General features: G+C 67.9%; 23 protein-coding genes and 1 pseudogene. 10 read left to right on the forward strand and 14 right to left on the reverse strand.

All coding sequences use genetic code 11. From position 1 onward, the window contains the following. The first annotated feature begins 4 nt into the window (after positions 1–4). The 4 genes from UG56_RS04795 (at position 5) to UG56_RS04810 (ending at position 5,009) form a co-directional block, all read left to right on the forward strand. Complete coding sequence (locus UG56_RS04795; protein WP_256206437.1) at positions 5–952, forward strand: carbohydrate ABC transporter permease; 948 nt, start codon at positions 5–7, stop codon at positions 950–952. Further along, positions 949–1,821, forward strand: coding sequence for a carbohydrate ABC transporter permease (locus UG56_RS04800; RefSeq protein ID WP_045546864.1), 873 nt, complete (start codon positions 949–951; stop codon positions 1,819–1,821). Before UG56_RS04795 ends, UG56_RS04800 begins: the two co-directional genes overlap by 4 nt. A gap of 15 nt (positions 1,822–1,836) precedes the next feature. After that, positions 1,837–3,180 carry an ABC transporter substrate-binding protein gene (locus UG56_RS04805; protein ID WP_052693089.1) on the forward strand — a complete coding sequence of 448 codons (1,344 nt, stop codon included), beginning with the start codon at positions 1,837–1,839 and terminating at the stop codon, positions 3,178–3,180. A gap of 74 nt (positions 3,181–3,254) precedes the next feature. Continuing rightward, positions 3,255–5,009 carry a glycoside hydrolase family 35 protein gene (locus UG56_RS04810; RefSeq protein ID WP_045546863.1) on the forward strand — a complete coding sequence of 585 codons (1,755 nt, stop codon included), beginning with the start codon at positions 3,255–3,257 and terminating at the stop codon, positions 5,007–5,009. Positions 5,010–5,045: 36 nt separating this feature from the next. On the opposite strand, the gene UG56_RS04815 is transcribed toward UG56_RS04810, so the two are convergent. Continuing rightward, the gene (locus UG56_RS04815) at positions 5,046–6,410 is read right to left on the reverse strand and encodes an MFS transporter (RefSeq protein WP_045546862.1); all 1,365 of its coding nucleotides are present in this window, start codon (positions 6,408–6,410) and stop codon (positions 5,046–5,048) included. Beyond that, positions 6,407–6,970: a TetR/AcrR family transcriptional regulator gene (locus UG56_RS04820; RefSeq protein WP_045546861.1), complete on the reverse strand. Its 564-nt coding sequence runs from the start codon at positions 6,968–6,970 to the stop codon at positions 6,407–6,409. The genes UG56_RS04815 and UG56_RS04820 overlap by 4 nt, the downstream gene beginning before the upstream one ends. A gap of 73 nt (positions 6,971–7,043) precedes the next feature. On the opposite strand from UG56_RS04820, the pseudogene UG56_RS04825 reads away from it, so the two are divergent. From UG56_RS04825 to UG56_RS04835, 3 genes and pseudogenes are all read left to right on the forward strand, one after another. Further along, positions 7,044–7,244, forward strand: a pseudogene (locus UG56_RS04825) (DUF255 domain-containing protein); the annotation flags it as partial. Between the two features lie 195 nt (positions 7,245–7,439). Further along, a complete protein-coding gene (locus UG56_RS04830; protein WP_045546859.1) occupies positions 7,440–7,661 on the forward strand; it encodes an antitoxin in 222 nt (73 codons plus the stop codon). Beyond that, on the forward strand, positions 7,651–8,091 hold the full coding sequence (locus UG56_RS04835; RefSeq protein ID WP_045546858.1) for a TA system VapC family ribonuclease toxin: 441 nt from the start codon (positions 7,651–7,653) through the stop codon (positions 8,089–8,091). Before UG56_RS04830 ends, UG56_RS04835 begins: the two co-directional genes overlap by 11 nt. Positions 8,092–8,173: 82 nt before the next feature. Here UG56_RS04835 and UG56_RS04840 read toward each other — a convergent pair whose 3' ends face one another. The 7 genes from UG56_RS04840 to UG56_RS04870 form a co-directional block, all read right to left on the reverse strand. After that, on the reverse strand, positions 8,174–9,886 hold the full coding sequence (locus UG56_RS04840; protein ID WP_045546857.1) for an SWIM zinc finger family protein: 1,713 nt from the start codon (positions 9,884–9,886) through the stop codon (positions 8,174–8,176). 86 nt (positions 9,887–9,972) lie between these two features. After that, positions 9,973–10,203 (reverse strand): hypothetical protein, encoded by a 231-nt coding sequence (locus UG56_RS04845; protein ID WP_045546856.1) that lies wholly within the window; start codon positions 10,201–10,203, stop codon positions 9,973–9,975. A gap of 90 nt (positions 10,204–10,293) precedes the next feature. Next, complete coding sequence (locus UG56_RS04850) at positions 10,294–10,614, reverse strand: hypothetical protein (protein ID WP_045546855.1); 321 nt, start codon at positions 10,612–10,614, stop codon at positions 10,294–10,296. Next, positions 10,598–10,870: a hypothetical protein gene (locus UG56_RS04855; protein WP_045546854.1), complete on the reverse strand. Its 273-nt coding sequence runs from the start codon at positions 10,868–10,870 to the stop codon at positions 10,598–10,600. The genes UG56_RS04850 and UG56_RS04855 overlap by 17 nt, the downstream gene beginning before the upstream one ends. 167 nt (positions 10,871–11,037) lie before the next feature. After that, positions 11,038–13,794 carry a MobF family relaxase gene (gene mobF / locus UG56_RS04860; RefSeq protein ID WP_256206438.1) on the reverse strand — a complete coding sequence of 919 codons (2,757 nt, stop codon included), beginning with the start codon at positions 13,792–13,794 and terminating at the stop codon, positions 11,038–11,040. A gap of 1,151 nt (positions 13,795–14,945) precedes the next feature. Continuing rightward, positions 14,946–15,659 carry a Crp/Fnr family transcriptional regulator gene (locus tag UG56_RS04865; RefSeq protein ID WP_256206439.1) on the reverse strand — a complete coding sequence of 238 codons (714 nt, stop codon included), beginning with the start codon at positions 15,657–15,659 and terminating at the stop codon, positions 14,946–14,948. A 181-nt stretch (positions 15,660–15,840) separates the two neighbouring features. Continuing rightward, complete coding sequence (locus UG56_RS04870) at positions 15,841–16,431, reverse strand: hypothetical protein (protein WP_045546852.1); 591 nt, start codon at positions 16,429–16,431, stop codon at positions 15,841–15,843. Positions 16,432–16,546: 115 nt separating this feature from the next. Here UG56_RS04870 and UG56_RS04875 point away from each other — a divergent pair, with 115 nt between their 5' ends. Together UG56_RS04875 and UG56_RS04880 are read left to right on the forward strand one after the other, a co-directional pair. Beyond that, entirely contained in the window at positions 16,547–16,798 is a 252-nt protein-coding gene (locus tag UG56_RS04875; RefSeq protein ID WP_071326878.1) for a hypothetical protein, read from the forward strand. Positions 16,799–16,847: 49 nt separating this feature from the next. Then, positions 16,848–17,378: a redoxin domain-containing protein gene (locus UG56_RS04880; RefSeq protein WP_177191420.1), complete on the forward strand. Its 531-nt coding sequence runs from the start codon at positions 16,848–16,850 to the stop codon at positions 17,376–17,378. Between the two features lie 21 nt (positions 17,379–17,399). Here UG56_RS04880 and UG56_RS04885 read toward each other — a convergent pair whose 3' ends face one another. From UG56_RS04885 to UG56_RS04900, 5 genes are all read right to left on the reverse strand, one after another. Further along, a complete protein-coding gene (locus tag UG56_RS04885) occupies positions 17,400–17,972 on the reverse strand; it encodes an SRPBCC family protein (RefSeq protein ID WP_218145128.1) in 573 nt (190 codons plus the stop codon). Beyond that, positions 17,969–18,205 (reverse strand): hypothetical protein, encoded by a 237-nt coding sequence (locus tag UG56_RS28625; RefSeq protein WP_218145129.1) that lies wholly within the window; start codon positions 18,203–18,205, stop codon positions 17,969–17,971. Before UG56_RS28625 ends, UG56_RS04885 begins: the two co-directional genes overlap by 4 nt. Then, positions 18,202–18,807 (reverse strand): class I SAM-dependent methyltransferase, encoded by a 606-nt coding sequence (locus tag UG56_RS04890; protein WP_218145130.1) that lies wholly within the window; start codon positions 18,805–18,807, stop codon positions 18,202–18,204. The genes UG56_RS28625 and UG56_RS04890 overlap by 4 nt, the downstream gene beginning before the upstream one ends. Beyond that, on the reverse strand, positions 18,804–20,336 hold the full coding sequence (locus UG56_RS04895) for a radical SAM protein (RefSeq protein WP_045546849.1): 1,533 nt from the start codon (positions 20,334–20,336) through the stop codon (positions 18,804–18,806). Before UG56_RS04895 ends, UG56_RS04890 begins: the two co-directional genes overlap by 4 nt. 258 nt (positions 20,337–20,594) lie before the next feature. Next, positions 20,595–21,011: a MerR family transcriptional regulator gene (locus UG56_RS04900; protein WP_045546848.1), complete on the reverse strand. Its 417-nt coding sequence runs from the start codon at positions 21,009–21,011 to the stop codon at positions 20,595–20,597. A 274-nt stretch (positions 21,012–21,285) separates the two neighbouring features. On the opposite strand from UG56_RS04900, the gene UG56_RS04905 reads away from it, so the two are divergent. After that, positions 21,286–22,794, forward strand: a complete 1,509-nt coding sequence (locus UG56_RS04905) for a SulP family inorganic anion transporter (RefSeq protein ID WP_256206440.1) — start codon at positions 21,286–21,288, stop codon at positions 22,792–22,794. The last annotated feature ends 17 nt before the right edge of the window (positions 22,795–22,811 follow it).

Here is a 22,811-nt window from a genome sequence, read left to right on the forward strand (position 1 = left end):
GACCGTGTCCCAGGGCGTGACCCAACTGGAGAGCCGCGGGGAGACCCGCGGTGGCGCGCGATCACCTGCGCCCGGTCGTCGGTGGTCGCGCAGCGACACCAAGGGGTGGATCTTCGTCGGCCCGTTCCTGGCGGTCTTCGCGCTGACCTTCCTGGCGCCGATCGGCTACGCGGCCTACCTCAGCCTCTTCCGGGCGCAGGCGTTCTTCGGCACCACGGAGTTCGTCGGTCTGGACAACTACGTCGACGTGTTCACCGACGACAAGTTCTGGGACGGCTCGTTGCGGGTCCTGCTGTTCTTCGTCGTCCAGGTGCCGATCATGCTCGGCCTCGCGCTGGTGGCCGCGCTGGCCATCGACAGCGCCCGGCTCTACGCCTCGAGCTTCTTCCGGCTCGTGATCTTCCTGCCCTACGCCGTGCCCGGCGTCGTGGCCGTCCTGATGTGGGGCTTCATGTACGGCACCAACTTCGGCCTGGCCGCCGACCTCAACGACCTGTTCGGCACCTCGATCGCGCCGCTCAGCAAGAACTGGATGCTCGCCTCGATCGCGAACATCGTGACCTGGGAGTTCGTGGGCTACAACATGCTGATCTTCTACTCCGCGCTGCGCACGGTGCCCGACGACATCTACGAGGCCGCCGCGCTCGACGGCGCCGGGGCCATGCGAACCGTGCTCTCGATCAAGATCCCGGCCCTGCGCGGGGCCATCCTGATCGCCACGATCTTCTCCATCATCGGGACCTTCCAGCTCTTCAACGAGCCGAACATCCTGCGCACGCTGGAACCCAATGTCATCACGACCTACTACACGCCGAACCTCTACGCCTACAACCTGTCCTTCGGCGGGCAGCAGTACAACTACTCGGCGACGGTCGCGATCGTGATGGGCCTGCTGACCGCGGTGATCGCGTACGCCGTCCAGCTCCGCGGCACCCGTGAGGCGATGAAATGACGCGCCGGGTGAGCACCTCGCCGCTGGCGCCGCGACGGTCGCCGCTGCTGACCGTGCTGATGGCGCTGTTCCTGATCTACACGCTGGTCCCGCTGGTGTGGCTGATCCTCAGCGCCACCAAGACCCAGGCGGACCTGTTCTCGAGCCCGGGGCTGTGGGTCGGCGACCACTTCGCGTTCTTCAGCAACGTCCACGACACGCTGACCTACCGCGACGGCATCTTCCTGCGCTGGCTGGCGAACACCCTTCTCTACGTCGTGGTGGGTGCCGGCGGCGCGACCCTGCTGGCCACCGCGGCCGGCTACGGCCTGGCCAAGTACCGCTTCCCCGGCCGGCGGGCGGTCTTCGCAGTCATCCTCGGCGCGGTGGCCGTGCCCGGCACCGCCCTGGCCGTACCGACGTTCCTGATGTTCTCGAACATGGGGCTCACCAACACGGTGTGGGCGATCATCATCCCCTCCCTGATCAGCCCGTTCGGCCTGTACCTGATGTGGGTCTACGCCGCGGACGCCGTACCGGACGAGCTGCTCGAGGCGGCGCGCATCGACGGTGCCGGCGAGATCCGGATCTTCTTCACGGTCGTGCTGCGCCTGCTCGCCCCCGGCATCGTCACGGTGCTGCTGTTCGCCGTGGTCTCGACCTGGAACAACTACTTCCTGCCGCTGATCATGCTGAGCGAGCCGAAGCTCTACCCGCTCACCGTGGGCCTCACCCAGTGGAGCGGTCAGGCGACGGGCGCGAACGCGCAGCCCGTCTACAACCTGGTGGTCACCGGTTCCCTGCTGACCATCGCCCCGCTCGTCATCGCCTTCATCCTCCTCCAGCGGTTCTGGCAGTCCGGCCTGAGCGCGGGAAGCGTCAAACAGTGAAATGAAAGGAACCTCATGTTGATCATCAGTGGGCGCAGAGCCCGCCGCCGGATCGCCCTCGTCGCGGCAGCCCTCACGGCCGCCTCCGTGCTGGCCGCCTGCGGCTCGGGCGACGGGGGCGGCAGCGGGAGCGAAGGCTCGGCCGCCGACCTCGACGCCGCCCTCGAGAAGGGCGGCACCATCACCTACTGGACGTGGACCCCGTCCGCCGAGGCCCAGGTGGCGGCCTTCGAGAAGCAGTACCCGAAGGTCAAGGTGAAGCTGGTCAACGCCGGCACCGGCAACGACCACTACACGAAGCTGCAGAACGCGATCAAGGCCGGCTCCGGCGGCCCCGACGTGGCCCAGGTCGAGTACAAGGCGCTGCCGCAGTTCGCGCTGCCCGGCGACCTGGTCGACCTCAGCCAGTACGGCTTCGACGAGTTCGAGTCGGACTACACGCCGTCGACGTGGGCCTCGGTGCACGCCGGGGACGGGCTCTACGGGCTGCCGCAGGACTCCGGCCCGATGGCGCTCTTCTACAACCAGCAGGTCTTCGACGAGCACAAGCTCGGGGTGCCGAAGACCTGGGACGAGTACGTCGCGGCTGCCCGGACCATCAAGAAGGAGAACCCGTCGCAGTGCATCACCAACGACAGCGGTGACTCCGGCTTCACCACCAGCATGATCTGGCAGGCCGGTGGCACGCCGTTCCAGGCCGACGGTGAGAAGGTCACGATCGACCTGCAGGACGACGGCACGAAGAAGTGGACGGGCGTGTGGGACCAGCTCGTCGAGAACCAGCTGGTCTGCACCATCCCCGGCTGGACCGAGGAGTGGTTCAAGGCGCTCGGCGACGGCACCATCGCCAGCATCGCGCTCGGTGCCTGGGCGCCCGGCGTGTTCGAGCAGTCGGTGCCCGACGGTGCGGGCAAGTGGCGCGTCGCACCGATGCCGACGTACGACGGCCAGCCGGCGACCGCCGAGAACGGCGGCAGCACCCAGTCGGTCCTGGAGCAGAGCAAGAACCCCGCGCTGGCGGCGGCGTTCGTACGCTGGCTCAACCACGACGAGGGCATCAAGCCGTTCCTGGAGAGCGGTGGCTTCCCGGCCACGGTCGCGGATCTTCAAGACCCGGCGTTCGTCGACAAGAAGGTCGACTACTTCGGTGGCCAGCAGGTCAACCAGGTGCTCACCGACGCGGCCACCCAGGTGGTCGAGGGCTGGCAGTACCTGCCCTACCAGCTCTACGCCGACACGATCTACGGCGACACCGTCGGCAAGTCCTACCAGACCCACTCCGACCTCAACGGCGGACTGGTCTCCTGGCAGGACGCGCTCGTGAAGTACGGCAACGACCAGGGCTTCAGCGTCAACTGATCCACGACAGACGGGACGGACAGCCGCCGCGCATCGCGCCGCGGTGGTTGTCCGTCCCCTCACGAGAGGTAGGCATGCCCGAGTTCACGATCGGCGAGACCGACTTCCTTCTCGACGGTGAGCCGTTCCGGATCCTCTCCGGCGCGCTGCACTACTTCCGGGTCCACCCCGACCACTGGGCGGACCGGATCGAGAAGGCCAGGCTGATGGGCCTCAACACCATCGAGACGTACGTCCCGTGGAACGCCCACAGCCCCCGTCCGGGCGTCTTCGACACCGACGGCATCCTCGATCTGCCGCGGTTCCTGCGCCTGGTGGGGGAGGCCGGCATGCACGCGATCGTGCGTCCCGGGCCGTTCATCTGCGCGGAGTGGGACAACGGCGGCCTGCCGCCCTGGCTGTTCCGGGAGCCGGGCGTCGGCATCCGCCGCCACGAGCCGCGCTTCCTCGACGCGGTCGAGAAGTATCTCCACCAGGTCCTCGCCCTCGTCCGCCCGCACCAGGTCGACCAGGGCGGACCCGTGCTGCTGGTCCAGGTGGAGAACGAGTACGGCGCCTACGGCGACGACCGGGACTACCTGCAGGCCGTCGCGGACATGATCCGCGGCGCCGGCATCGACGTCCCGCTGGTCACCGTGGACCAGCCCGTCGACGCCATGCTCGCCGCCGGCGGTCTCGACGGGGTGCTGCGTACCAGCTCCTTCGGGTCGGACAGCGCGAACCGCCTCCGCACCCTCCGCGACCACCAGCCGACCGGGCCGCTGATGTGCATGGAGTTCTGGGACGGCTGGTTCGACCACTGGGGAGGCATCCACCACACCACCCCCGTCGAGCAGGCCGCCGCGGAGCTCGACGCCTTGCTCGCGGCCGGCGCCTCGGTCAACGTCTACATGTTCCACGGCGGCACGAACTTCGGCCTGACCAGCGGTGCCAACGACAAGGGCATCTACCGGCCGACGGTGACCTCGTACGACTACGACGCTCCCCTCGACGAGGCCGGGAACCCGACCGCGAAGTACTTCGCGTTCCGCGACGTCATCGCCCGCTATGCGGAGGTGCTGGCCGAGGTCCCGGGCGCGGCCGTTCCCGCCCCCGAGCAGACGGTGGCGTTGGGCGAGCCGGTGCGCCTGTTCGAGGATCCGGCTGCGTGGGGCTCCTGGAGTCGTTGGGAGTCGCCCCCCGTCTTGGACGAGCTGGAGACCGACACGCGTCTGGCTGTCTACCGAACGGAGCTGTCGGGCGACGGCCCGGGCGTCCTCACCCTCGGCGAGGTACGTGACCGGGCAGCCGTCCTCCTCGACGGCGCCCCGGTCGGTATCCTCGAGCGCGAGCACCACGAGCGGGCGATCGCGCTCCCGCGCGCGAGCGGCCGGCTGGAGCTGGTCGTCGAGGACCAGGGCCGGGTCAACTACGGCGCCCGCATCGGTGAGCACAAGGGCCTGGTCGGGCCGGCTCTGCTGGACGGGTTTCCGCTCACGGGCTGGGAGGTCCTGGCCATCGACCTCGACCGGGTGCCACGCCTGTGGGAGTCAGGCCCACCCGACGACGGTGGATCCGGCGTCGGCCCCACCGCGTGGCGCGCACACTTCTCGGCCGAGCCCGACGTCGACGTCTTCCTCGACACCTCCGTCTGGGGCAAGGGCATCGCCTGGGTCAACGGCTTCTGCCTGGGCCGCTACTGGCGCCGCGGGCCGCAGCACACCCTCTTCGTGCCCGGCCCACTGCTGCGGCCCGCCCGCAACGAGCTCGTCGTCCTGGAGCTGGACGTGCTCGCCGATCCGACGGCCCGGTTCGTCGCCGGCCCATCCCTGGGGCCGCTCGAAGACTGAGTCGCGGCCGACGCGTGAGCGGCGGGTTCTTCTGTGTCACGAGACCGTGGCCGCGCGTGTCCGAAGCTCAGTGACGGCGATCGCGGCGGCGCAGCCGGTGATCAGGATGATCGCGGCGATGAAGCCGGTGCGGGCGTCCGCGAAAGCGGCGAATGTGCCGAGGATCGCGATTCCGACGGACTGTCCCACCTGACGCGCGGTGTTGTAGATGCCCGAGGCCAGGCCGGCCGAGCCAGCGCCGAGCGAGGTGCTTGCGCGCTTGTTCAGAGCAGTCGAGTAGACGGCGGTCCCGGCGCCGATGATGAACTGTGCGATCACGAGAACCCTCCAGCCTTCGGCTGTGGTCGCGCCGAGGAGCAGGAGGGTCCCGGCAGCCGCGGCCACGGAGCCGACGAGGATCATCTGGCGGGTTCCCCGTGACAGCAGGTATGGGTTGGCGAACAGACTCGCGAGGACGACGCCGATCGCATAGGAGGCCAGCAGCAGGCCGCCGGTCAAGGCGGAGACGCCCCAGGCGGCTTGGAGGTAGACCGCGAGGAAGAACTGGAGTCCGTAGGCACCGAACTGGAAGGCGAAGCCTCCTGCGACTGCACCGCTCAATCCCGGGCTGCGGAAGACGCCCAGCGGCATCATCGGAGCCCTCGAGCGGTGCTCGACCAGAACGAAGACGGCGAGCAGCGCCACACCGCCCGCGAGGAGCGCCCAGGTGAGCGTCGGGCTCGTGTCGCGGCCGACCTCGATGAGACCCGCGACCAAGGCGACGAGGCCGACTGTTCCGGTGAGCTGCCCTGCCAGGTCGAGGTGAGAGCGATTCTGCCTGGCGCGGGGAAGGTCCGCGGCACCGACGAGGACCGCGGCGGCGATCGCGAACGGCACGGTGAGCCAGAACACCGCCCGCCAGCCTGTCGTATCGGTCAGCAGCCCGCCGAGGAACGGGCCGACGGCCATCCCGGCTCCGCCGAAGACCGTGATCATGTTCACCGCGGTCGAGCGATGTCCGGCGTCCTCGAAGCTCTTGCCGATCAGTGCGAGGACCATCGGAAGCAGGAGCGCAGCGAACACCCCCTGCGCGGCCCGGCAGGCGATGAGCAACCCGATCGACGGGCTGAGAGCGCACGCGACCGAGGCCGCGGCGAAGCCGATCGCGCCGATACGGAACAGCCGCTCCGCACCGAGCCAGTCACCGAGGCTCCCGCCGAGCAGCAACAGCGACGCCAACGGCAGCGTGTACGCATCGACCGCCCATGCGATCCCGCCCTCCGGTGCCTGAAGCTCGTCCGCGATCGTCGGAAGGGCAAGGTTCAGAGCACTGCCGTCCAAGGTGATCACGATCCAGCCCAGATAGATCGCCCAGCCGCGCGCCGACCATGCCGTACGTACCGGTGCGTCGATCAGGGTCACGAGCGCGCCGCTTCGAGCAGAGCCAGCACGCCCTCGACCGCATCGTCGAACACCGAGACATCTTGTGCCGCCCGCGCCAACACGTACGCACCCTGCAAGGTCGCCGCGACCGCCGTCGCCGTCCGAGTCGGGTCAAGACCCGGGGCGAACTCGCCGCTGTCGACGCCGCCGGAGATGACTTCCTCGAGACGGCTGCGAACCCACGCGAACATCTCCTCGACCTGGCCCCGCAGCACAGGGGATTCGACCACGTCCGGGTCCTGCACCAGGCGACCGAACTGGCAGCCCTTGAGGACCTCACGCTCCCGGGTCAGGTATGCCCGAACGTGCGCGACCGCGCTCCCGCCTGAAGCCAGGTCGCCTGCGATCTGAGCCTGCATCTCCTCGGCGTTCCGCTCGATCGCTGCCTGCGCCAGCGCCTCCTTGCCGCGGAAGTGGTGGTACATGCTGCCCTTCCCGGCGCCAGCAACATCCAGGATCTCCCGCGGGCTCGCCGCCCCGTAGCCACGTTCCCACAGCAGTTCGCGAGTCGCCTCGATCAAGTCATCACGTGTACTCACGTGATGCAGTGTACCTACCTGTAGGTACAGAACCGAGTCGGCGTCACCAACAGGTGTCCTCAGACACGGTTGCATGACTGGATCGTGTGCGTGCAAGGCTGGGGGAGTGGCCAACCGACTCGCGTCCGCGACCTCTCCGTACCTGCTCCAGCACGCCGACAACCCGGTGGACTGGTGGGAGTGGGGGAGCGACGCGTTCGAGGAGGCGCGGCGGCGGGACGTACCTGTCCTGCTGTCGGTCGGCTACGCCGCGTGCCACTGGTGCCACGTGATCGTGCGTACGCTCCGAGAGTGGTGATGATCTGAGAAAGTGCAGGTCAGAAACGCCATATTGTGCCGCCCCGGTTCAGTGCTGACCGCTGTTGGTCGCCGAATTCGAGGCTTCGTGTATCACTTCGTGTATCACGCCGGTGCCCCTGCAGTAGGCCATCTCTTCCCTGGGTGAAGCCGTCGGGCGTACCCTTGAAGTATGACCGAATCCGTATCGATCGACGACGACGTGCTGGCGGAGGCCCGCGAGATCGCGGCCGCCGATGGCCGGAGTGTCGGTGCGGTGATCTCGGAGCTCGCTCGACGGTCGTTGACTCCGGTCGGGATCCGCTATGACGACGATCTCCCAGCCTTCGACGTGCCAGCAGGCGCGCCGCGAGTGACGTCGGCTCAGATCGCAGCGGTGCTGGATGACGAGTGAGGGTGGCGCCCTGCTCGACGTGAACGCCTTGGTGGCTCTCGCTTGGCCGAACCACGTCGGCTACGAGGCGGCTCGCAAGTGGTTCATGTCGGCGGCAGCCGATGGGTGGGCCACGACGCCCGTGACGGAGTCGGGGTTCGTGAGGATCTCGTCCAATCGGAAGGCCATGCCGCTCGCGACGACCCCGGAGATCGCGGGGTCGATGCTGGAGCAGCTGACCCAGCACGGTGCCCACGATTTCTGGCCAGACGCCGTTCGGGTGGTCACGGGCGACGCGTTCGGGCTCGCGACCCTGCGTGGCCATCGACAGGTCACCGACGCACACTTGCTGGCGGTGGCTGCTCAGAACAGCGGGCGACTGGTCACCTTCGACACCGGGTTGAAGAGCCTCGGCGACCATGTCGGCGTCGACGTCGAGCTGCTCGGCTGAAGCCTGGACCGCGACCGCAGCCCTACACGAAGTCTGTTGAGCAGGTGTGGAAGGACCTGCAACACTGCCACCTGCGACTTCGTCACCAACCCCGCTCGGCGAAGAGCTTCATGAGGTTTCGCTTGCGTCGGTGCTGAGTAGCCAGGTCGGAGACGTACGCGGCGAACTCCTCCTCGCGCCCGGCTGTTCTCAGCAGTCGGCTGATCCGCTCGATCGTGGCTACGGCGTTGGCGTACGACGAGTTGTTCATCGCGTTGATCTCGCGGGTCACCTCCTCCCGCCATACGGGGATGGCGTCGTCAGGGTGGTCGTCCTCGCGGAGGCGGGCGAGCTCCAGCAGTTGGTCGCGCCGACAGCCGCCCAGGGTGGCCTCGGTCCAGGCATCCTCGACCGCGCCGTCGACGAGCAGGACGGCGACCAAGTTCGAGCGGTCGCGTTGACTGCTCGACTGCCGGCGGAGGTGGGCGAGTGCCTGCTCGTGCCGGACGGGCCATGTGCCCGCGCGCTCGGCGTGCTCCTTCAGTCGGCCGTAGGTCTGCACTCCGGGCGTCTCCTCAAAGGCCTGCCAGACGAGCTCGACCGCCTGTGAGGCGCGGCCGAGCCGGTGGTGCTCCTCGGCTGCGATCTCAACCAGGCGGTAGTCGTGGTAGCCGTGCAGTGACAAGCCCTTGAGTGCCCACTCCAGTGCCTCGTCACGGCGATCGGCCTGCAGCAGTACCTGGGCGATCCGGACGAACTGGTAGGCCGTGGACTGGTCGCGTGCCAGCACGTTGACCACCTCGTCGACGTCGTCAGAGAGCTCTGCGAGGGAAACCATGATGCGGGTCAGGCGAAAGCGATCCGAGGACCAGGTCCTGTCGTCTCCGGGGCCGAGTGCAGGGACGTGCTCCCATTCAGATCGGGCCAGCTGCCGGTACTCGTCAAGTCCCGCGTCACCCAGGATCTCGGTGTAGGTCTCGACGGCGCCGTAGAACACTTCCAGATCGTCGCCGTTGCGCTCGAGCCGGTAGAGGCTACGGGCCAGCGCTACTGGGTCCGGCTGTGCGTCCACGCAGGCGGATCGGTGGAGGTCGCTGATCTGCTCGGCCACTATCGACATCCCGCCGTCCGAGTCATCGATGTAGCCCAGTGAGTCTTGGGCCAGCTGGGCGGCGTATTCGCTCAGCGTCATCACGTCCGCGGCGTGGCCTTCATCCAGCAGTGTCTGCAGCTCGTGGAGCATGGATGTGATGCCGGCGGTGTAGTCGTACGCCTCGCGGTAGCTGACGTAGCCGTCGGTGTCGAAGGCTGCGGCGAGTGCCTGCCGGTAGGACGTGAGGTCGGGTCGCGCGCCGCTGGTGCTCGCGGCAGCCGCCCGTAGCCGTGCGCCGAAGAGTCCGTCTGCGGCGGCTCTTTCCAAAACGAGGTCGACGAGTGCCTGGTGGTCCAGTCCGGTGAGGTAGCCAGCGAGATCGACTTCATCGGCGACCTCGGTGACGTCGTCGGTCACGTCAGGCACGATCTCGCCAGTCGCGACCAGTCCTAACGCGACTACGTGCTTGCAGAACTCGTCGTCGAGGCCGACAGGACAGGTGCAGCTCCACTCCGCATCACCGTGCTGGGCCGAGAGGCGCACCTGGTACGCCGCCGTGCCGTCCACTGTCGCGGTCACCTCATGGTCAGTGACCTGCAACCGTCGTACGTGCCCGTCGAGTGCGTAACTGCGCCCCCGCTCGAACGTGCGCCCTGTGCTCAGCGACTGGAGCTCGCGTCGCGCGAAGGTCCGCTGGAACGTACGACCGGGCTCTTCAAGCACTGGCCGCCACCATGATGTCGCTCACGGTCCTCCAGACTATCCACGCGCGGTCCCGACTGTGGACGCCGCAGCGGGCGCGCCGATTCTCAGGCCGAGACGGTGAGATCGCCGTGGGTGGCGGCTTCGCGGCCGCTGATCTGACGGAAGTAGGTCGAGCCGTCGGCGATCTCGTCGATCAGGACCCACGACCAGAAGCCCGGGCGGCCGGCGACGGCGACATCGCCGGGCTGGAACCGACGACGGTCGGGGAGGCGAGCGACATTACGGTCCTCGTCGTCGACCAGGTTCAGGTCGGCGTCGATGTCGATGTGGATCATGTCGGCCCCTCCCAGCTCGGTTCCTGTTGATGGTGCGGGTTGTCTTCCACAGCGTAGGCGGCGACTGCGATGCTGCCACAGGCTGGGCGCCTACGCCGATCGGCGGCGTCTCTTCGACCGGGGCAGCAGGGCCGCGATGTCGTCCGCCGTGAAATCGTCCTTGGGATGGGCTTCCAATGCAGCTTCGGCCGCGGCCATTCGGCGTTCCTCCCAGGCGAGGAGCTGGTCGAGGCGCCAGCGGTTCGGGTGGATCAGCACCGGTTCGGGGACAAGAGTCCGGTCCTTGAGGTTCTGATACCCCCTGGTCTTGCCCCAGCCGTAGCGCCGCATCACCTCTTGTGCGTCGAGGAAGATGTGGCGCGGGTCTCGGCCTTCGGGCGTGGCCGTCTGGCGATCAGTGGTCGTCGACATCGGCTCTCACCTCCTTCCCGCCGTTCTGTCCGGTGTGCACGAACCGGCGTGCTTCGCCGACGGTGGTGTAGATCCTGCCGGTGTGGCCCAGGCGCCTCCAGCGGACGCCGACCTTGCGGCGCTTCCAGTCGCGGACGGTGCGCTGGGGTGTCTGGATGAGGGTGCAGAACTGTTCGAAGGTGAGCAGTGCGTCGTCGTCCCAGTCCTTGGGGATCGAGATCGGTGCAATGTTGTTCGCGCGTGTGTTCGGGCCCATGCCCTCCCATGATCCGCACGGAGGTTACCTCTTTCGCACCCCCAGGCCGGGGTGAGCAGGGGGGGACCTTGGGGGTACGCCTCGGGGGATGTCAGGGTTTCCGCAGGTCAGCAAGGGGGAGCATGGGCATCCCCCAGATCCCCTAAGTTTTACTTTCGTGGGGTTGCTTACAGGCCGATTCCGGGGCTTGAGAGGCTCTCGGTCCGGCTGGGGGCGGTGTTCGTGCGCAGGGGGTATGTCTGCTGAGGGTGTCTCCATTGGGGTTGCTCACCCTGGGAGAGCAACCTTGCGAGTGGCCGTCGGGGTTGTGGCCCGTGGGTGTTGATGTCGGTGGCGGCGCGCTCGGCGGCATGGGCGGGTCCGAGGTCGGCACGGTCGCGGCTGAACACGTCGATCCATTGTTGGCGGGCGTCGGCCAGGTCGTCGGCGACGAGGTGGGCGATGTTGCGATCTCTGCCGCGGGTCATCGCGACGTAGGCCGCGGCGGCGCCGGTGGTGTGGTCGATCGCGACGTGGCCGGAGTCGACGGTCTCGCCCTGTGCCCCGTATACGGTGGTGGCGTAGGCGAGCTCCACGTGGTCGCGTACGTACTCGGCCGGGATCCTCACCGTTCCGGCTCTGCCGTTGAGCTGCAGGCTGCCGTCGGCGGTTACCCGGCTGACGGTCCAGGTGTCACGGTTGGCTACGCCGAGGTCACGACGGTTGAGCCGCGTGGTGACCCGGTCTCCGTACGTGATCAGCTCGCCACGCCCGGTGACCACGCTGGCGTCCTTTGACGCAGTCCGCCCGAGTCGTTGCTTCGGTGTCGTGGTGGATCGTTGCTCGCGGGCAGCGGCGTTGAGGAGGCTGACCTGTTCGCGGGTGTCGGCCATGACCAGTGCCGTCTTGGTGGCGGCTAGCTCGGCCAGGGCAGCGGTCCGCTCGATCGCGGTCGGGTGCACGACGATGGCCCCGCGCGCGACCAGGTCGTCGAACACCTCGCCGGGGCGTTGGCCGGTGCGCATGCGCAGGCTCAGCGCGCCGTACGTCTTGTCGGTGAAGCGGTGCACGGCGGACAGCTCGAGCACGTTGGTCGGGTGCGCCCGTCGGGCGGCATGGTCGAGGACGCCGCCACGGCCGACCGCGGGCAACTGGTGACGGTCGCCGACGAGCACGACCCGGGCATGGTGTTCGTCGGCGATGGTGATCAGAGCAAGTGCGAGGTCTTGGTCGAGCATTCCGGCTTCATCGACAAGCAGGACGTCGCCGGGCTCCAGGCGGGCGGCCCCGCGGGGCCCGAGTTTCCTGCCGGGGTCGTTGAAGCGCTCGGTGTTCGGGACGCGGCCGAAGCGGCCGTCCTCGTCCCAACGGAAGCCATGCTGGATCGCGAGCCAGTGTGCGGTGCTGGCCTGCGTCTTGATCTCTCGGGAGGCGACACGTGCGGCCTTGAGCGTGGGTGTGACGACCAGCAGTCGATGCCCGATTCGTCTCAAGGCGGCTTCTGCTGCGGCGAGGGTGGTGGTCTTGCCGGCGCCCGCAGCGCCCTCGATGACTACCAGGGGCGCGGTGCCGGCGATAGCGGCGGCCGCTCGTCGCTGGGCCGCGTCGAGCCCTCGAGCATGTCGGGGCGCGTCGAGCCGAACCGGCCGGGGCTGGGATCGGGCGCGGTTGGCGAGTCTGGAGACCAGTGCTTCCTCGACGTGCACCACCCGCTGGGAGGTGAGGGCGCGTACGTGCTCGGGCACGTCGCCGCGGTCGAGCAGGGGAGTGCAGGCTGCGACGGTCCGGCTGGTCAGGTCTTCGGCGAGCTCGCGGCGTACGGTGCCCTCGGCGATGATCCCGACAGCGGCGATGATCTTCTCCACCTCGCCGCGGATGTCAGCGGCGTTCCACGCCGATCGCCTTCCGCCCAGGCGGCTGAGCACGAGGTCGACGACTGCGGCCCGGTCGAGTCTGGCGATCGGGAGCGCCTTGAGGGACACGGGGTGGTCCGGCGGGTCGTAGCCGAGTTCGTGGAGTTCCGCGCGCCACCGTTCCACGAGCGCGACGCCGTCGACCGGGATGTCCTTGTCGGGCCGGTTGTCGGCCCAGGCCCGTCGGTCCCAGCCGCGTCGTAGCGCCGGTCCGGGCGTCTGGCCGGGGTGTTGACGGCGCCACTCGGCTTCGTAGCGGTCGAGGTTGCGGGTGACCTGGGCCGAGCGTTGGCTGAACCGACCGATGTAGGGCTTGATTTCGCGGATCTCACCGTCGGCCTGCAGGGTGTACCCGTAGGCGGCCAGGGTGCGTCGCAGCTCGGGGTCGCAGGCGACCGCGGCGTGACCGATGCCGTTGATCGCCTCGATGCTGTCAACGGTCCCGACCGAATGCAGCCCTCGCCACCGTCCGTTCGTGAAGACGCGGGCATTGATCTGCAGGTGCAGGTGGCGGTGGGGGTCGCCGGCACGAGAGGTGTAGTGCCGGATCACCGCGGCCTCGATCTGGTCGACTGGGACCTGCACCTGACGCCCGCGAGGCCCGACCCTCGTGGTGGAGTGCTGCGCGACCCAGTTGATCACCTCACGTACCGCTCGATCCTGCGCGGCCTCATAGACCTGGGCGATCTGAGGGTGCTCGGCGGCCGCAAGCGACCACGACTTCGGGCCGTTGACAACGACCTCGACGAACCGCAGCCCCTTCTCATCCTTCCTCAGCCGCCCCTTCGCCACGCCGGTGTCGACGTCGTACCCGGCGACCCACCGCTTGTACGTCTCACCATCCATGTTGCCTGCCGCAATCACTGCCGGTTCATCATGTTCATCGACGTTGACGACGTATCTGGCCGCGACACCAGATCCTTCGGCGAGGTAGTAGTCGTCGGCCCGTGAGTGGTCGGCTTCGACATACGCCCGCGCCGCGGCCGCCGCGCCGCGATAGAACTTCACGCCACCGTGCATGTCTCTCGTCACCGCCCGTCACACCTCGTCAAACCGCTCTGAAATGACGCTCGGCCCGCCCAGGTGAGCGGACCGTTCTACGGACCTTCGTAGCATGCGTGCCGACCGCATTGAAGAGTTGAGTAGCTGCCCGCGAGGTTAGGGTTCAGGGGTCGGTAGTCGTCGTAACGGGTCGGCAAGCATGGGCGCGAGTTGCGGTTCGGCAACCCGCTCTAAAAAGGACTTGTCGCACGGGCTGTATGTGGCGTCGAGACCCATGTAGTCGGGGTGGAAGGTTGTAGGGTATCGCCGCTCGATCTGACCTGCGCCCTGTCGGCTCGCTGTCAGCGGGTTTCATGGCCCGTAGGGCGGGAAGCGGTCCCGTGGGAAGAGTTGGTGATGGCTGTCGACGGAATTATGCGGTTGAACTGCGAAAACGTGATGGGCGTCGTTGTTGTCAGCTGTCTGGAGTGACTCTCGACCGGACAGTAGCCGGACAGTAGGGGTGAGCCCGTCGCGGTCTGGGATTCATGTGCCTGTGGTGAAGCGATGTCCCGTGCAGCCCGAGCGCTGGAGGACCGCTTGCTATGAATCGGGTGCACGATGCCCCGGAGCATCAGGTCGAGCCCGAGCTCGAACTGCGCCTCCGCGTTTGACTGGCCGTAGTGCCATACCTGCCTGCCGGCATCGGTGCCTTCCCGCTCGGTGAGCGCACCGCCATACGGCGGGGCACCCGGTGCCACTACTGACGCGGGCGCCCTGGTTGCACACGTCGGTAGCGCGGAGGATGCTGGAAACCATGCCAACGCACGCAGAGCCGGAGGCCGATGAACGGCGGCGCTGCTGGTGCTGCGATAACGAGTTCCGTGCCGAGGAGGTCGTCCATCTGGGCGCGCACCCCGAGGTCTCGATCTGCTTCGACTGCGCCCGGTGGGGTACGTCGCCGGGCGGTGCTCCGTGCCGACGCAGGTCGTCGCGGGATCCGGGCGGGTTTACGTCGAATCCCGGCGCAGATGCGGGCCGCCGTGGTCGGCCGTGGCTGGCATGATCGCCGAGTGATTGGCCCGATCCTACGGTGGATCGACCGACGACTGCCGTGATGCGCCCGCGGCGACTCGTGGTTTGAGCGTGTGCCCCACTCAGGCATCGCTCGGGTGAGGCCTCATCCGGCGAGTTGGTTGCTGTCAGTCGCCGCAGATGGCCTCGAGGCGCTGCCGGTCGTTCACGGCGATCCGGCCGCGTCCGAGGGAGATCAGCCCGCGGTCGGCGAGCTCGCCGAGGACCTTGGTGGTTGTCTCGCGTGAGGTGGCGGCGAGGGCAGCCAGTTGCTCATGGGTGAGCTTGACCTGCTGTCCTCGGCCGAGCGGTGTGGCGTGGCCCTCGGACAAGGTGAGGAGGGTGGTGGCGAGGCGTTGTGGCACGGACTTGAAGACGGCGTCGGAGAGCCGCTGTTCGAGGTCGCCGAGTCGGCGTCCCAGGGTCTCGGAGATGCGGGCGGCGATGCGTTGGTCGCCGAGCAGGAGCTTTTGGACGTCGGCCTTGGTCATGACGCAGACCACGACGTCCTCCATCGCCTCGGCGAAGTTGTCGTGCATCTGCTGGCCGACGATGATCATCTCTCCGAAGATGGTTCCCGGCTCGACGATGGCGGTCGTGAGGGCACGGCCGTCGGCAGAGACCCGGAAGATCCTGATTCGGCCTTGTTTGAGGATGAAGAGTGTCTCGGCGGGCTGGTGGGGCGTGTAGATGAGGGAGCCCCGCTTGAACGTCCGCATCGGTGCGGCCCGCGCCATGGCGTCCATCTCCGCGGCGTCGAGGTCGCAGAAGATGTCGACCTCGGCCATGCACCAGAGCCGGTCGGGCCGGTCGGGGTTGTTGGCTGCGCGTTCGATGTCCACATCTTCCTCTCGTCGGCCCGGCGACCAGGGTCTGGCGCCGCCTGCCAGATCTGCCGGGTTGGCGATGTTGAGGCAGGAAGGGGGCTCGGGAGTCATCGTGCCAGCCTTTCGTGCTTGGTTCCTCTGGTGGGTGAGCCGGTCCCTCTCGGGAGAGGTGGCCCGGCTCACCGGTTTGTGACGATCAGGCGTTGACGGTCGTCTTGGTGCTCGTCCGGAGACTGAGTGCGTAGAGAACGCCGAGGATGATCCCGAAGACCAGGTGCTCGGGGATGAAGACGTTCGTGCCGGCCATCTCGGCCATGTCGCTGATCGGGTTCATGCCCTTCATGTCGCCTTCGCCCAGCGCGTCGACACCGAAGATGCCTGCGGCTACGGGCAGGCTCACGAATGCGCTGATCAGGTAGACGATGAAGCCGTAGACGAGGCCGGCGATGCCGAGCAGTGCGACGGAGACCTGCTTCAGCCATGTGGCCGCGGCACCGAACAGGGCGCCGTACATGGCTCCGGTCATCATGTGGATGATCAGGCCGAGGATTGCCGGGCCTGCCGAGATCTCGAACGATCCCGCCCCGTTCATGGCGCCCGTCATCGACTCCATCATGGCTTTCGGGTCGACGAACAGCGTGGCGATGTGGTGCAGAGGGGTGAAGAAACCCGTGTCCTTGATCAGCGACGCGATCATCGCGTACATCCCCATGACGATCGAGGCCACGACACCGGCGCCGGCGCCGTAGGCGGCGCCCTTGGCCAGGCTGGGACTGGTGGTGCTCATCTGCTTGCTCCTTCTTGTGTCGGCAGTGATGGCACCGAGTCTTGTGGCGCATGCAGGGTCGTGTCGGTGAGCGTGCTTACAGTCCGGAGCAGCACATCCGTTGGAAGATGGGGCCATGTCGCCCGCATCTCAGCAGCCCGCCGACGAGGACAGGCTCGCATGGAGCAAATGGCCGCAGGCCTGCTGGCTGATCGCGTGCGGCCGCACTCGTCGCCCTGCGCTCCGGGTCGCTCTCGTCGTCGGCGCCCTGCTTTCGCTGGTCAACCAGAGCGACGCGATCCTGCACCGCGCGTTCTCCTGGGAACTCGCCGTGCGCATTGCAGCGAACTTCGCCATCCCGACGTGGTGTCGAGCATCGGGTTCCTGAGTGCCTACCGTCGCGAGCCTCCCCGAATCCCTACTGAAGGAGCATAGGCGTGACCGAAGTCGTGTCCCGGGTGCTACTGGACCTGGAACTACGTACGCCGGCGGGCGAACCGGTGTCGCTCGGCGACCACCTCACCGCGTCGTTGACCGTGGTGCAGTTCGTCCGCTACTTCGGCTGCCTGCCGTGCCAGGAGTGGCTGGTCGAGGTCGACCGGACCGCTACCGCAGAGAAGCTCGGTGCCTTTGCGGTCGGTGGTTCCGCGGACTATCAGGCCACGTGGCTGCGGGAGGAACGAGGCGTACGCATGCCGTTGCTGCTCGACCCCGAGCACCGTCTCCGCGACCACGTCGATGCGGTCAAACCGCTGGGCTGGCGGCTGGCGGATCCGCGCGGTGCGGCCGCCTATGTGCGTTCGTTGCGGCACGGGTTCAAGCCGCAGGCAATCACCCGAGACACCGTTCGCAGTCCCGGGGTGGTGATCCTCGACAGTGACGGCGAGGTGCGGTGGAGCTACATCGGCAACCGGATCGGTGACTATCCGCCGATCAACCAGGTGCTCGACGCGGCATCCCGGCTGTGACCATCAGACCGTGTGCGTGCTCTACGCGCGTCGCTCGCTCTCTGCGCGGATCGCGTCGAGGGACTTCGCTACGGCGGCGACCCAGCTGCGGGCGACCAGGTCGCCCCAGAGACCGCCGAGTCGCCACTGGTCGGTGGCGAGTTCCCCGGTGTAGGTGAGTCGGGTGCCGCTCTCGGTGGGTTCGAAGACGAAGGTCTCGGCGACGTGAGGTACTGGGCCACGCATGAGCTGGAACCCGATGCAGTCGGGCTCCTCGAGCACCACGGTCTCCACGGTGGTGGCGGTCAGCCCGAGCCCGACGGGGGTGTGGTGAGCGACGATCAGCGCCCGGCCCTCTCGGGCCAGGATCTCCACCTTCTCCTCCATTGCCCGTGGACGACGCTCGGCATAGGGCGCCGCGGCGACGGCGAAGACCGTCTCCCGGGGCGCGGCGATGTCGAGCGTGATCGGGCCGAGCGGGCGGGTGCGGCGGCCGACTCCCAGGTCGATGGTGATGCGACCGGTGACGACTCCGACGTACGCACCGGCGGCGGCCAGGGCGGCGCCGGAGCCGGCGGCCAACAGGGCGGCTTTGTTCATGCGCGCCCTGTTCATGCCGGCTTCTCCGCGACGATGAGCACGTAGCCGAGGGTACCGGCCTCGATGGCGTCCTGGACGGCGGTGAAGACCGGTTTGACCTGGTCGAAGTCGAGGCCGAGCCGTTCGGCCTCGGCGCGCCGGTAGATCCGGAGAAGCTCGATGCGGGCGGCTGCCTGCACCACGGTCCGGACCAACGCCTCGGGGTGCTCCTCGACCGTGGTGACCCGGAGACCGGCCGCGGTGATCAAGTCGGCGTACTCGGCGGTGGGGCGGGCGTCGGCGACGCAGGCGACCCAGGCGCTGAGACCGGTGAGGATCTCCGGGAGCCGGTCATGGTGGGCGGTGACGTCGGTGATGCCGGTCCTGCCGCCCGGGCGCAGCACGCGGGTCCGGCGATCGCGGTGGGCTTGTCGGGGAAGGTGCACAGGGCGCATTCGCACATCACCACGTCCCAACCGCCATTGGCCAGGGGCAGCGACTCGGCGTCGCCGTGGTGGAACCGGGCGGTGAGCCCGGCAGCCTCGGCGGTGGCGCGAGCACGGTCGAGGCTGCGCTCGGACAGGTCGACGCCGTCGACGCTGAGGCCGTACTCGTCCGCGGCCAGCAGGCTGGTGGTCCCGATGCCGCAGGCGACATCGACCAATCGGTCGCCGGGCCGTACCGAGAGCGCGTCGAGCAGTCGCCGGGTCAGTCGTCGTCCGCCCGGGTGGTAGGAGTCGCCCAGCAGGAGCGCGGCCAGGTCGGAGGAGTAGCCGGCGGCGCAGCAGCTCTTGAGCTCGTCGGTGTCGATGGTCCCGTCGGCGAGCCAGGTGCGGACCGGGCCAGTGGGGCGATCCGCGGGGCGGGTCATCGGCTCGCCTTCCGGCTGCCGTACGGCGTCGGGGTCAGTAGCGGGGCGAGCTCGACGGCGTTGGGGACCGCGATGCCGCTCATCTCGGTGCGGACCTGCTCGCGGTAGCCGACGGAGTTGTAGGCGCAGAACGGGATCAGGCGTCCGTCGGGCGTGATCTCCTCGACGCAGCACTTCATCAGCTGACGTACGTTGAGGGTGTAGGGGTCGAGGAAGTCCTGCACCACGATCATGAACGCGTTCTCGGTGATGTCGGCCAGTGCCTCGGGGAGATTGACGCCGCAGGCGTCGACGCAGTCGAGCGCCTCGGCGACCTGGCGCAGTCGGGTGTCGTTGGTCGCCGTCCCGATGAAGGCGGAGGCGCTCCACAGCTTCTCGAGCGCTTCGCGAATCGAGGGGTCGGGGATGACGCGGTTGGCGACGTAGTCGAGATGGTCCTCCACGGTGAGCAGCCGGGGGATCGGCACCAGCCCGAAGTCGGGGTCGTCGGGATGACCCTGGGTGAGCAGGTACGTGATCGAGCGGCAGGTGGGCGCACAACACGGCACCGGGAAGAAGTCATCGGTGCGGAACCACTGCGGGAGCTGCTCGGCGATCGCGTGCAGCACGTCCGAGTTCGTCAACCGGGTGAGCGGGTCGAACTCCACATGCCGGCCCGAATGGGTCACGGGCTGGAAGGCGACCGAGCGGACCGCGGGGTGGACCAGCCCGGTGCGGATGATCGGCCCGATCTCGTGCTCGTTGAGGCCCTTCTCCACCGCAGCTACCAGCGTGACGGTCAACCCGGCCTCGGCGCAGTTGTCCAGCGCCCGCTGCTTGATCGTGCGCAAGTCGCGGCCGCGCAGTGCCAGATGTGTCTCGGCGTCGAGACCGTCGAACTGGAGGTACACATTGACGCTCTTACCCGGGCGGTTGCGCGCCCCGAGCTCCTGGGCGAAGGCTCTGTCCGAGGCCAGGCGTACGCCGTTGGTGTTCAGGTTCACCGCCCCGATCGGCCGCTGCTGTGCCAGGTCGACCATGGCCAGGATGTCGGGGTGGATGGTCGGCTCACCACCCGAGAGCATCACCACCTCCGGTTCCCCCTCGGCGGCGACGAACGCGTCGAGCATCGTGGCGCATTGGTCGACAGTGATCGAGTAGCCGTCTGGCCCGTTGGCCCGAGGGCTGCCGGAGTCCGCGAAGCAGATCGGGCAGTCCAGGTTGCACCCGGTGTTGACCTCGATGATCCCCAGGCAGGCGTGCTGCTTGTGCTCGGGACACAAGCCGCAGTCGCTGGGGCACCCGTCGACCACCTCGGTCTGGGTCTGCAGCGGTCGGGTGCCCGGCTTGTTGAACCGCTGAGCCGCGACGTACATGTCCGCATCGCCGTAGACCCGGGCCTCGAACACACCATGCTCGGAGCAACGTTTGCGCAGGTAGACCGCCCCATCGCGGGCGTTCACCTCCGCGTCGACCGTCTGCTTGCACACCGGACAGATCGACCGCGTCAGCTCCAGGAAGACCTCGTCGCGATCACGGGATGTCGTCATGGGAGCGACGCTACGCCCGGTCGCGCGACGACAACGTGTGCTCGCTTACAGTCAGGGAAGTCGCTTTGAATCAGGCGCCGAGGGCGCCTGGGTTGCCATGCGCGAAATGGGTCGCCGCGCATCCATTCCGTGCCGCAGGCCTCGCGCTCGACGGCGATGTTGCCGTCGGTCCGATCGCGAGGGCGCTCGATCTCACTGCAGGGGGCACTTCATGCACGCTCCTGAGGCATGTCCGAGTGGTCACACCCCAGCTTACCTTCACGTAACGGTAGGGTTGGCGGTCGCCTTGTGGCGCTCGACCTCTGTGCTGAGCTCGGCGGCGAACTCCTCGGCGATCGTCAACTGCCGCCGCACGGCCTCGACCCGGGCATTGGCGGCCTCGTGGAACATCTCGAGTCGGCCGACGAGATCGGCGCGGGCCTCGGGGTCGGGGCCGGCCTCGATGGCGTCGAGCACACTGAGGAGATCCTTGGATTCCTCCAGGCTGAACTCCAGCGGCTTCATCCGCTTGATCAACTGCAGTCGGGCGACGTTCTCCTCGGTGTAGAGCCGGAAACCGCCGGTCGAGCGTGCCGAGGGGACGACCAGTCCCATCTCCTCGTAGTAGCGGATCGTCCTGAGGCTCAAGCCCGTCTGCTCGGCGACCTCGCCGATCTGCATGTGCCGCTGTGTCATGGACCGTCCCAACCTGGTTGGCCGTATCGGCCGAGTCTATCCGGGGTTCATCGGTGCCCCCGCGTGGTCAAGGTCACTGCCGAGAGCAAGTTCTCGATGTCAACTCTACCCTTCCGTAAGGGTAGAGTGCGGGGTGTGGCCCGAGTGTGTTACGCACGCCATCGGGCCGCACCAACAGACTTTCCTGGGGTCGGAATCGACGCCGCAGGCGCATCGTCGCGCCCGGAGCCACGATTCGACCAATTCGCCCCCTTCGTCACTGCTTGGAGTCGCCTTGTCCACCCATGCCGTCTCGCCGCCCGTAGGCGCGTCCAAGGACTCGGTACGCGCCGTCCTGAGGAGCCCTTCGCTGCTGCGCCGCGAGGTCATCGCCGGCCTCGTCGTCGCACTCGCGCTGATCCCCGAGGCGATCTCCTTCTCCATCCTGGCCGGCGTCGACCCTCGCCTGGGCCTGTTCGCGTCGTTCACCATGGCCGTCTCGATCGCCTTCCTCGGCGGCCGCCCGGCGATGATCTCCGCAGCCACCGGCGCAGTCGCGCTGGTTGTTGCCCCGGTCGCACTCAACTACGGTGTCGACTACCTCGTCGCCACCGTCATCCTGGCCGGCGTGTTCCAGGTCATCCTGGGCGTCGCCGGTGCGGCTCGGCTGATGCGGTTCATCCCGCGCTCGGTGATGGTCGGCTTCGTCAACGCGCTCGCGATCCTCATCTTCGAGGCCCAGATCCACCACATGGTGCACGTGCCGTGGATGGTCTACCTCTTCATCGCCGTCGGCCTCGGCATCATCGTCGCAACCCCGAAGATCACCAAGATCGTCCCCGGCCCGCTGGTCGCCATCGTGGTCCTCACCGGCGCCGCGCTTGTCGGCGGCTTCGACCTGCCGAACGTGAGCGACCAGGGAGACCTGCCCAACAGCCTCCCCGCCCGCTTCTTCCCGAACGTTCCGCTGACGTTCGAGACCTTCCAGATCATCGCCCCGTACGCCCTCGCGATGGCCCTGGTCGGCCTGCTCGAGTCACTGCTGACAGCCAAGCTCGTCGACGACATCACCGACACCCACTCCAACAAGACGCGCGAGGCCTGGGGCCAGGGCGCCGCCAACGTCATCACCGGCTTCTTCGGCGGCATGGGTGGCTGCGCCATGATCGGTCAGACGATGATCAACGTGAAGGCCTCCGGCGCCCGTACGCGCGTCTCGACGTTCATGGCCGGCGTGCTCCTCCTCGTCCTGGTCGTCGGCCTCGGCGACATCGTCGGCCAGATCCCGATGGCAGCACTGGTCGCGGTGATGATCATCGTCTCGGTCGGCACCTTCGACTGGCACTCACTGCGGATGATCCGCACCATGCCCAAGTCCGAGACCACCGTGATGGTCACCACCGTGGTCGTCGTCGTCGCCACCCACAACCTCGCCATCGGCGTCGCGGTCGGCGTGCTGGTCGCGATGGTGCTCTTCGCCCGCCGCGTGGCCCACCTGGTCAACGTCGAGCGTGAGCTGATCGAGCGCCCCGACGGCAGCACCTACGCCCACTACACGGTCACCGGCGAGCTCTTCTTCGCCTCCAGCAACGACCTCTACTCCCAGTTCGAGTACGCCGACGACCCCGACGAGATCCTCGTCGACCTGACCCACTCCCACATCTGGGACGCCTCCACCGTCGCCGCACTCGACGGCGTCACCAACAAGTACGCCCACAAAGGCAAACAGGTCGAGATCATCGGCCTCAACGACCCCAGCGCACACATCCACGGCAGACTCACCGGACAGCTCGCCTCCCACTGAGTCGCGACCAGGGATCG

It is taken from the genome of Nocardioides luteus (assembly GCF_000960475.2).
GTDB classification, from domain to species: Bacteria; Actinomycetota; Actinomycetes; order Propionibacteriales; family Nocardioidaceae; genus Nocardioides; species Nocardioides luteus_A.

Coding starts and splice junctions, on each gene's coding strand:
- UG56_RS04810 (WP_045546863.1), top strand. CDS start 3,255: ATGCCCGAGTTCACGATCGGCGAGACCGACTTCCTTCTCGACGGTGAG.
- UG56_RS04850 (WP_045546855.1), bottom strand. CDS start 10,614: ATGTCGACGACCACTGATCGCCAGACGGCCACGCCCGAAGGCCGAGAC.
- UG56_RS04870 (WP_045546852.1), bottom strand. CDS start 16,431: ATGAGCACCACCAGTCCCAGCCTGGCCAAGGGCGCCGCCTACGGCGCC.
- UG56_RS04830 (WP_045546859.1), top strand. CDS start 7,440: ATGACCGAATCCGTATCGATCGACGACGACGTGCTGGCGGAGGCCCGC.
- UG56_RS04845 (WP_045546856.1), bottom strand. CDS start 10,203: ATGATCCACATCGACATCGACGCCGACCTGAACCTGGTCGACGACGAG.
- UG56_RS04800 (WP_045546864.1), top strand. CDS start 949: ATGACGCGCCGGGTGAGCACCTCGCCGCTGGCGCCGCGACGGTCGCCG.
- UG56_RS04885 (WP_218145128.1), bottom strand. CDS start 17,972: ATGAACAGGGCGCGCATGAACAAAGCCGCCCTGTTGGCCGCCGGCTCC.
- UG56_RS04805 (WP_052693089.1), top strand. CDS start 1,837: ATGTTGATCATCAGTGGGCGCAGAGCCCGCCGCCGGATCGCCCTCGTC.
- UG56_RS04875 (WP_071326878.1), top strand. CDS start 16,547: ATGTCGCCCGCATCTCAGCAGCCCGCCGACGAGGACAGGCTCGCATGG.
- UG56_RS04895 (WP_045546849.1), bottom strand. CDS start 20,336: ATGACGACATCCCGTGATCGCGACGAGGTCTTCCTGGAGCTGACGCGG.
- UG56_RS04900 (WP_045546848.1), bottom strand. CDS start 21,011: ATGACACAGCGGCACATGCAGATCGGCGAGGTCGCCGAGCAGACGGGC.
- UG56_RS04855 (WP_045546854.1), bottom strand. CDS start 10,870: ATGGGCCCGAACACACGCGCGAACAACATTGCACCGATCTCGATCCCC.
- UG56_RS04835 (WP_045546858.1), top strand. CDS start 7,651: ATGACGAGTGAGGGTGGCGCCCTGCTCGACGTGAACGCCTTGGTGGCT.
- UG56_RS04890 (WP_218145130.1), bottom strand. CDS start 18,807: ATGACCCGCCCCGCGGATCGCCCCACTGGCCCGGTCCGCACCTGGCTC.